8 protein-coding genes are annotated in these 6,992 nt (G+C 73.0%); 4 read left to right on the forward strand and 4 right to left on the reverse strand.

Annotated elements, in window-relative coordinates; genetic code table 11:
* A partial coding sequence (locus BZL64_RS32165; RefSeq protein ID WP_167396224.1) for a bifunctional adenosylcobinamide kinase/adenosylcobinamide-phosphate guanylyltransferase occupies positions 1-1,199 on the reverse strand: 1,199 nt, incomplete at its 3' end.
* A 114-nt stretch (positions 1,200-1,313) separates the two neighbouring features.
* Between BZL64_RS32165 and BZL64_RS32170 the strand changes: the two genes are divergently transcribed.
* Positions 1,314-1,526, forward strand: coding sequence for a hypothetical protein (locus BZL64_RS32170; protein WP_086772654.1), 213 nt, complete (start codon positions 1,314-1,316; stop codon positions 1,524-1,526).
* 68 nt (positions 1,527-1,594) lie between these two features.
* On the opposite strand, the gene BZL64_RS32175 is transcribed toward BZL64_RS32170, so the two are convergent.
* From BZL64_RS32175 to BZL64_RS32185, 3 genes are all read right to left on the reverse strand, one after another.
* Positions 1,595-2,680, reverse strand: coding sequence for a S1C family serine protease (locus tag BZL64_RS32175; protein WP_086772655.1), 1,086 nt, complete (start codon positions 2,678-2,680; stop codon positions 1,595-1,597).
* A 71-nt stretch (positions 2,681-2,751) separates the two neighbouring features.
* Positions 2,752-3,453, reverse strand: a complete 702-nt coding sequence (locus BZL64_RS32180) for a methyltransferase domain-containing protein (RefSeq protein ID WP_086772656.1) — start codon at positions 3,451-3,453, stop codon at positions 2,752-2,754.
* An 83-nt stretch (positions 3,454-3,536) separates the two neighbouring features.
* Entirely contained in the window at positions 3,537-4,166 is a 630-nt protein-coding gene (locus tag BZL64_RS32185; RefSeq protein ID WP_190046480.1) for a DUF3043 domain-containing protein, read from the reverse strand.
* Positions 4,167-4,434: 268 nt separating this feature from the next.
* Here BZL64_RS32185 and BZL64_RS32190 point away from each other — a divergent pair, with 268 nt between their 5' ends.
* From BZL64_RS32190 to BZL64_RS32200, 3 genes are all read left to right on the forward strand, one after another.
* Positions 4,435-5,229 carry a PspA/IM30 family protein gene (locus BZL64_RS32190; protein ID WP_086772658.1) on the forward strand — a complete coding sequence of 265 codons (795 nt, stop codon included), beginning with the start codon at positions 4,435-4,437 and terminating at the stop codon, positions 5,227-5,229.
* A 34-nt stretch (positions 5,230-5,263) separates the two neighbouring features.
* The gene (gene pspAA / locus BZL64_RS32195) at positions 5,264-5,542 is read left to right on the forward strand and encodes a PspA-associated protein PspAA (RefSeq protein ID WP_086772659.1); all 279 of its coding nucleotides are present in this window, start codon (positions 5,264-5,266) and stop codon (positions 5,540-5,542) included.
* 202 nt (positions 5,543-5,744) lie between these two features.
* Complete coding sequence (locus BZL64_RS32200) at positions 5,745-6,965, forward strand: sensor histidine kinase (protein WP_086772660.1); 1,221 nt, start codon at positions 5,745-5,747, stop codon at positions 6,963-6,965.
* Positions 6,966-6,992: the final 27 nt, after the last annotated feature.

Here is a 6,992-nt window from a genome sequence, read left to right on the forward strand (position 1 = left end):
ACCACCGCCTGTCCCGCCACCACCAGCACGACCTCCTCGCACTCGCCGGCGACCGCCGCGTTCAGCCGCCCCAGCTCGTCCCGGTACCGCCGCCCCGACGCCGTGGCCGGCACGATCCCCGACCCGACCTCGTTGGACACCAGCACCACCGGCCGCCGAGCCCTCCGTACGGCCCCTGCCAACTCCGCCACCCGCGAGCGGAGTTCCCGCTCGCCCCCGTCCGCCCACACCGCGTCGTCCCAGGCCCCGACGGAGTCCATCGCGTCGGTCAGCCACAGCGACAGGCAGTCGATCAGCAGGGGCGGAGCGCCGTCCTCCCCGAGCAGCGGCACGAGGTCGCAGGTCTCGACCGTCCGCCACGACCCCGGCCGCCGTTCCCGGTGGGTGGCGACCCGCGCCGCCCACTCGCCGTCCCCGCCCCGCGACCCGCCGGTCGCGACGTACAGCACGTCCGGGAAGGACTCCAGCCGCCGTTCGGCCTCCACCGACTTCCCGGACCGCGCGCCGCCCAGCACCAGGGTCCGCCGTGGCACGTCCGGCACCTCCTCGTAGACCCCCACCGTCAGCGTCGACCCGTCCGGCACCGCCCGCGCCCCCGCCGCGGCCAGCCGCCGCCGCAGCTCCGGGCCCGGCGGCACGTCGTGGTCCAGGTGGACGGCGACGACGTCTGTGGTGGGCCCGACCGCGCCCACCGCCCGCAGCTTCGCCAGCGCGTCCGGCCGCCCCACCACGTCGGTGAGCACCATGTCGTAGCGCTCGGCCGGCTCCCCGCCCTCCTCCAGCCCGGCGGGCGCGCCGCCCGGCGGCAGATACAGCAGCCGCTGCCCGTCCGGGCCGGTCACCGCGTACCCGGTACCGGGCGCGTCCATCGCGACCGCCCGCACCCGGTGTCCGGTCAGCGGCGTCAACTCCCGTCCGTCCGGCACCCGGCCGGGCTGCGGCAGCCCGGCCGGCACCTCGACGGCCGGCCCGTCGTGCGGATGCGACAGCAGCACCTGCCGTACGCCGCCCAGGGAATGCCCGGAGCGGGCCGCGGCGAAGGCGGCGCCCGGCGTGAGGTCGAGCAGCAGGGCCCCGTCCAGGAGCACCGCGGTCGCCGCCCGCGCGTCCACCCCGAGGGAGGTCGCGCAGACGGCACAGGGACAGTCGGGGCGGGGGAGTCCCGCGGGGGCACCGGTACCGAGCAGAGTCACTTCCACGGACCTGATTTTCGCGCGTCTGATCAGGTCTTGCGCATCCGGCTAGGCTGCGTGCCAGGAGCCGGACCAAGATCCGGCTTCTGCTCTGCATGTGCTCACACGTTGGAGGCGTACATGGCGGCATGGACGTGGCGGTTCGAGAAGGCCGACGGGACGGAGGTCCAGCCCGCGGTGCAGCCGGAGGAGTTCACCACGCAGGGGGACGCCGAGTCCTGGCTCGGTGAGCACTGGAAGGCCCTCCTCGAAGGCGGCGCCGACCAGGTGCGGCTGTTCGAGGACGCCACGGAGATCTACGGCCCGATGAACCTGCACGCCGACGAGGCCTAGGCCTCTCTTTCGGATCAGGCCGGGGTGGCCGGTCGACGGCCACCCCGCTCGTCCCCCGTACCGCCGCGCTACTGCTGGCCCAGCGTCACGTCGGCGGTCCGTTCGTCGCCGTTCCGGGTGAAGGTGACCGTGGTCCGATCGCCGGGCCGCATCGCGGCCAGTTCCTCCGCCAGCGAGGTGATCGTGGTGACCGGGGTGTCACCCAGGCCGGTGATGACGTCCCCGGCCCGCAGGCCCGCCCGGTCGGCCGGGCCGCCGCTCGTCACCTCGACGACCGCCACTCCGGCGGCCCGGTGGTCCGCGTCCACGACCGTCCGCGCGGTGATGCCGAGAGCGGCCCGGCCGGAGTCGGTGACCCTGCCGTCCTTCACGATCTGGCCGGCGACGGTGCGCACCATCGAGGCGGGGATCGCGAACCCGATGCCGGGCGCCGCACCCTGACCGAGGCTCGGGTCGACGGCCGCCAGCGTGGGGATGCCGATGACCTCGCCGTCGAGGTTCACCAGCGCGCCCCCGCTGTTGCCGGGGTTGATGGCGGCGGACGTCTGCACCATGTTGGCGATCGTCGCGCCCGTACCCCCGTCGGTGCCGCCCTCGCTGACCGTCCGTCCGGTCGCCGAGACGATGCCCTGCGTCACGCTCGACGACAGGCCGAGCGGAGAGCCCATGGCGAGCACGATCTGCCCCACCTCGACCTCGCCGGAGTCCCCCAGGCGGGCCGCCCTCAGCCCGTCGGGCACCCGGTCCAGCCTGATGACGGCGAGATCCTGCTCGGGGTAGCTGGAGACGAGCGTGGCCGCGAGGGGGTCCTCGCTGTGCGCGGTCGTCACCCGGAAGGTCTTCTCGTCACCGACCACATGCGCGTTGGTGACGATGTGCCCCGCGTCGTCGTACACGACCCCGGAGCCGAGATCGCTGCGCGCCTCGATCTGCACGACCGACGGCAGGACGTCCCGGATCACCTTCTGGTACGCGTCCTGGAGGTCGTCGGCCCGCGTCACGGCCGCCGGCTGCGCGGTCCGGGCGCTCTGCCGGCCGGCGTCCTCCCCGATCGGGGACCCGCCACCGGAGCACCCGGCGACCAGCAGGCCGAGGAAGCACATGAGGACCGCCGCGACGACGGCGGTCCGGGCACGCGTACGGACAGCATCCATGCCCCGAGTCTCACCACGGAGCGGACCTCCGGCGCGGGCAGCTCACCCGAACGAGCGCGCGGGGCAGCGGCTCAGCCCCGCACCCCGCACAGATGCAGCAGGGCCGCCACGCTGCGGTACGGGTCCGTCCGGCCCGCCCGCTCCTCCGCGGCCAGCAGGGGCTCCAGGTCCTCGGGGACCTCCGCGCGGTCCATCGCCGTGTCCGTGAAGACCCGTACGCCGTACCAGGTGTGCAGCGGTGCCCCGATGCCCGCGAGAGTCGCGGTCAGGGTCTCCCGGCGGTCCGCGCGGACGTCGAGGCCCAGCCGGTTGCGGTACGCGGTGGTGTCGAAGGCGCCCAGCGCACCCGCCCAGTCCCCGGCCAGGCCCGGACGCATCGCCAGCGCGTCGGCATTGCGGACGAGGAGGGACAGCAGCCCGCCGGGGGCGAGCACGCGCGCGAGGCCCGCGAGAACCGGGTCCGGCTCCTGGACGTACATGAGCACGCCGTGGCAGAGCACCACGTCGAAGCTGCCGGGCAGGAAGTGCACGCCGGTGTCCCGGCCGTCACCCTCCATGATCCGCATCCGCTCCCGGATGCCCTCGGGCTCGCCGGACAGGGCCTCACGGGCCGCGGCGATCATCGTCGCGTCCTGTTCGAGCCCGGTCACCTGGTGACCGAGCCGGGCCAGCCGCAGCGCCTGCGTGCCCTGGCCCATCCCCACGTCGAGCACACGAAGCCGCTGCCCGACCGGATACCGCCCGGCTATCTGTTCGTCGAGCTGCCGGGCCACCAGCTCCTGCCGTACGACATCACGCAGTCCACCCAGCCTGCTCAGCCAGGCCTTCGCCGCGCCCCCGGAGAAAGAAGCAGTGCTCAGGGCCGCTCTCCGCGCTTGACCTGCGGCTTGGGCAGCCGGAGCCGACGCATCTGCAGGGAACGCATGAGCGCGTAGGCCACCGCGCCCCGCCGGTTCTGGTCCGGGAAGCGCTCGGCGAGCCGCTTCTTCAGACGGAACCCGGTGAAGAGCGAGTCCAGCACGATCAGCACGATCACCACGAGCCACAGCAGCAGCGCGATCGTCTGGAGCGAGCCCACCCGGACCATGCTCAGCACGAGGATGACCACGGCCATCGGGAGGAAGAACTCCGCCACGTTGAACCGCGAGTCGATGGTGTCGCGCGCGAACTTGCGGACCGGACCCTTGTCCCGGGCCGGCAGGAACCGCTCGTCACCACCTGCCAGCGCCTGACGCTGGCGCTCGAGCTGGGCTCGGCGCTCCTCGCGCTGACGTTTGGCGGCGTCCTTGCGCGACGACGACGTATTGGCGACGCTGCGGCGCTGGGACTGGGCCTCACTGCGCTTGGGCGTGGGCCTGCCCTTCGGGGCCTGCGGGTCGCGGGTCTGCTTGGAGTCGGTCAGCGGCGCCTTGTCGGCCACCGATGCCTTCTCTTCCTTGGCACGGCTACGGAACACAAAACCCAAGGGTAAGCGCTCGCCGGGCATGGACCACAGCCCGGCGGGGAACGATCCGGCAACACCAGTCGTCTGAAGAGAGGACGGACCCGGGACAGACCGGTGGAGAGGGGACAAGCGGTGACGCGGCGGTCACCCTGACGGTCACCTACTCCTTACGCCGGAGCAAGGCCTTGGTCAGTCGTCCTTGGGGATGAGCGCATCCGTCCCCGAACAGTGCGTCAATGGATGCAGGGCCCGTACTGTGGGTTCTGTCGCAGAGCTGGAGCTGGACGTCAGAAGGGGGCGCGCGAAGCCCATGAGCGGTGTCATGAAGCGTATGGGGATGATCTTCCGCGCGAAGGCGAACAAAGCCCTTGACCGGGCCGAGGACCCGCGCGAAACCCTCGATTACTCGTACCAGAAGCAGCTGGAGCTTCTCCAGAAGGTCCGCCGCGGTGTCGCGGACGTGGCCACCTCGCGCAAGCGGCTGGAACTCCAGCTGAACCAGTTGCAGTCGCAGTCCGGAAAGCTGGAGGACCAGGGCCGCAAGGCGCTCGCGCTGGGCCGTGAGGACCTGGCCCGCGAGGCGCTCTCCCGCCGCGCCGCCCTCCAGCAGCAGGTCACCGACCTGGAGACGCAGCACCGCACGCTCCAGGGCGAGGAGGAGAAGCTCACCCTCGCGGCCCAGCGCCTCCAGGCCAAGGTCGACGCCTTCCGCACCAAGAAGGAGACCATCAAGGCCACCTACACCGCGGCGCAGGCGCAGACCCGGATCGGCGAGGCCTTCTCCGGCATCTCCGAGGAGATGGGCGACGTCGGCCTGGCGATCCAGCGTGCCGAGGACAAGACGGCCCAGCTCCAGGCCCGCGCCGGCGCCCTCGACGAGCTCCTCGCCTCCGGAGCCCTGGACGACCCCACCGGCATGGCCAAGGACGACCTCCAGGCCGAGCTGGACCGGCTCTCCGGTGGTACGGATGTAGAGCTGGAGCTTCAGCGCATGAAGGCCGAGCTGGCCGGCGGGACCTCGTCCGGGCAGCAGGCCATCGAAGGCGGCGCCAACCCGTCGCAGAGCCAGCAGCCGCAGGACACCCCGCGCTTCGACAAGCAGTAGCTTCGGCGCCGGGGCCGGAGCCGAGGAGGCCGACATGATCGTCCGGATCATGGGGGAGGGCCAGTGGACACTGGCCGACTCCCACTTCGCCGAGCTGAACAAGCTGGACGACGAGCTGCTGGCCGAGATGGAGGGCGGCGACGAGGACGGTTTCCACCGCACCCTCGGCGCTCTCCTGGACGCCGTCCGGCGCCTCGGTGAGCCCCTCCCGGACGACTCCCTGGAACCTTCGGAACTGATCCTCCCGGCCCCGGACGCGAGCCTGGAGGACGTCCGGGAGATGCTGAGCGACGACGGGCTGATCCCCGGGTGAGACGGGCTGGTCCCCTGGGCGAAAGCTGATCGACGGGCGAAGGCGGACGGTCCCCGGGCCGCCCGGCTCCGGTGAAGGCCGGTCGATCCGGCCCGTCCGGCGGCTGAGGACGGGGCACCCAGGCCGTTCGGGCCGACAGTGCGGGCGCCCGCCCCCGGCAGCGGTCTCCCAGCGACGGCCAGGAAAGCGACGGTACGCAACAGTGACGCCCCTCGCCCGAGCGCAGCGCCGGCTGAAAGCCCACCCCCTCGCCCTGGACGCCGCCATTGCCGCCGGCGTACTGCTGTGCATGCTGGCAGGGTCCTTCGTCGACCCGCACGGCGAACGAGGCGTCAGCTGGAGCCTGCGCACCCCCGACCCGCTCAGTCTGCTGCTGATCACCCTCGGTGCCGCCGCCCTCGTCTTCCGCCGCAGCGCCCCCATGACGGTCCTCGCGCTCACCGGCACCTGCTCCGTGGCCGAGAGCGTCACCGGCGACCCCCGCGCCCCCGTCGCGATGTCCGCCGTCATCGCCCTCTACACCGTCGCCTCCACCACCGACCGCCCCACCACCTGGCGGGTCGGCCTGCTCACCATGACGGTCCTCACCGGCGCCGCCATGCTCGCCGGGCCGCTGCCCTGGTACGCGCAGGAGAACCTGGCGATCTTCGCCTGGACCGGCATCGGCGCCACCGCCGGGGACGCCGTCCGCAGCCGCCGGGCCGTCGTACGGGCCATCCGCGAGCGGGCCGAACGGGCCGAACGCACCCGCGAGGAGGAGGCCCGCCGCCGGGTCGCCGAGGAACGCCTGCGCATCGCCCGCGACCTGCACGACGTGGTCGCCCACCACATCGCCCTGGTCAACGTGCAGGCCGGGGTCGCCGCCCACGTCATGGACAAGCGCCCCGACCAGGCCAAGGAGGCCCTCGCGCACGTCCGCGAGGCGAGCCGCTCCGCGCTCAACGAACTCCGCGCCACCGTCGGCCTGCTGCGCCAGTCCGGCGACCCGGAGGCACCCACCGAACCGGCCCCCGGCCTGGACCGGCTCGACGAACTGGCCGGCACCTTCCGCAACGCCGGAATCCAGGTCGAGGTGGCCCGCGCCGACCACGGCACCCAGCTTCCCGCCGCCGTCGGACTGGCCGCCTACCGCGTCATCCAGGAAGCCCTCACCAACGTCCAGAAACACGCGGGACCGGACGCCAAGGCCGAGGTCAGCGTCGTACGCGTCGGACCGAACGTGGAGGTCACCGTCCTCGACGACGGCGCGGGGGACGCCCCGGTGTCGCGGGACGGCGGCGGCCACGGTCTGCTCGGCATGCGCGAGCGCGTCACCGCCCTGCGCGGCACCCTCACCACCGGTCCCCGCTACGGAGGCGGCTACCGCGTCCATGCGATCCTGCCCGTCAAGACCCGCTCCAGCGCCCCCGAGGACTCCGCATGACCATCCGCGTCCTGCTCGCCGACGACC

Origin of the sequence: Streptomyces bobili (genome assembly GCF_002154575.1) — a bacterium.
GTDB lineage: Bacteria > Actinomycetota > Actinomycetes > Streptomycetales > Streptomycetaceae > Streptomyces > Streptomyces bobili.

Bases quoted from the DNA above. Each gene is read 5' to 3' on its own strand.
- BZL64_RS32170 (WP_086772654.1), top strand. From the start codon at position 1,314: ATGGCGGCATGGACGTGGCGGTTCGAGAAGGCCGACGGGACGGAGGTC.
- pspAA (WP_086772659.1), top strand. From the start codon at position 5,264: ATGATCGTCCGGATCATGGGGGAGGGCCAGTGGACACTGGCCGACTCC.
- BZL64_RS32190 (WP_086772658.1), top strand. From the start codon at position 4,435: ATGAGCGGTGTCATGAAGCGTATGGGGATGATCTTCCGCGCGAAGGCG.
- BZL64_RS32175 (WP_086772655.1), bottom strand. From the start codon at position 2,680: ATGGATGCTGTCCGTACGCGTGCCCGGACCGCCGTCGTCGCGGCGGTC.
- BZL64_RS32185 (WP_190046480.1), bottom strand. From the start codon at position 4,166: ATGCCCGGCGAGCGCTTACCCTTGGGTTTTGTGTTCCGTAGCCGTGCC.